General features: G+C 66.3%; 1 protein-coding gene. It reads right to left on the reverse strand.

The annotated features are described in order from the left end of the window. Positions 1-37: 37 nt before the first annotated feature. A partial coding sequence (locus tag ACFWF3_RS36975; RefSeq protein ID WP_379318913.1) for an acyl-CoA dehydrogenase family protein occupies positions 38-1,065 on the reverse strand: 1,028 nt, incomplete at its 5' end.

Genomic DNA, 1,065 nt, shown 5'->3' on the forward strand with positions numbered 1-1,065 from the left:
CGACAAGGATTGTCGTGGGGCGGATTTCGTCGGTGTCTCAGAGGCCGAGGGATTTGGCGATGATCACCTTCATGACCTCGCTGGTTCCGGCGTAGATCCTGGCCACTCGCGCGTCGGTGTACAACCGTGCGATCGGGTACTCGCTCATATAGCCATAACCACCGAACAGCTGCAGACACCGATCGACCACCCGGCCTTGCACTTCGGTGGTGAACAGCTTCACGCGTGCCGCATCGGGGCCGGACAGTTCACCATCGACCAGATCCAGCACGGCACGATCCACCATGGCCTGCGCCGCCTCGACCTCGGCCGACATCGCGGCGAGTTCGAACTTGGTGTTCTGGAAGGACGCGACCGGTTTCCCGAAGGCCTTGCGTTCCTTGACGTAGTCGATCGTGGCGGTGATCGCGGCCCGCGCCTGGGCGACCGAGCCGACCGCGACCGTCATCCGTTCCTGCGACAGATTGTTGCCGAGGTAGCCGAAGGCCTCGCCTTCGGCCCCGAGCCGATTCGCCACGGGAACCCGAACCGCGTCGAACGACAGCTCGACGGTGTCCTGCACCTTGCAGCCCATCTTGTCCAGCACCCGCCCACGCTCGAACCCGGGCATGCCGTCCTCGACCACCAGCAGGGTCAGGCCCGCGCGCCGGTTCTCCGGATCGGTCGAGGTCCGCGCCACCACGATCACCAGATCGGCGAGCAGGCCGCCGGTGATGAACGTCTTCGCGCCGCTGAGCAGATAGTCGTCGCCGTCGCGCACCGCGTAGGTGCGCATCCCGGCCAGATCGGAGCCGGTGCCGGGTTCGGTCATCGCGATGGCGGTCAGCAACGAACCGCTCGCCAGCCCGGGGAACCAGCGTTCACGTTGCTGCTCGTCGGCGTAGGCCAGGAAATACGGGAGGATGACATCGAGCTGGGTGCGCACCGTGCTCAGCGTCACCAGCGCCCGCGCCGCTTCCTCCTGCAGCACGGCGTTGTAGCGGTAGTCCCGCAGGCCCGCTCCCCCGTACTCCGGTGGGATGGCGACGCCGAGAATGCCGAGGGCACCGAGCTTTTCGAAGACCT

The organism is Nocardia sp. NPDC060220, from assembly GCF_042727815.1.
Taxonomy (GTDB): domain Bacteria; phylum Actinomycetota; class Actinomycetes; order Mycobacteriales; family Mycobacteriaceae; genus Nocardia.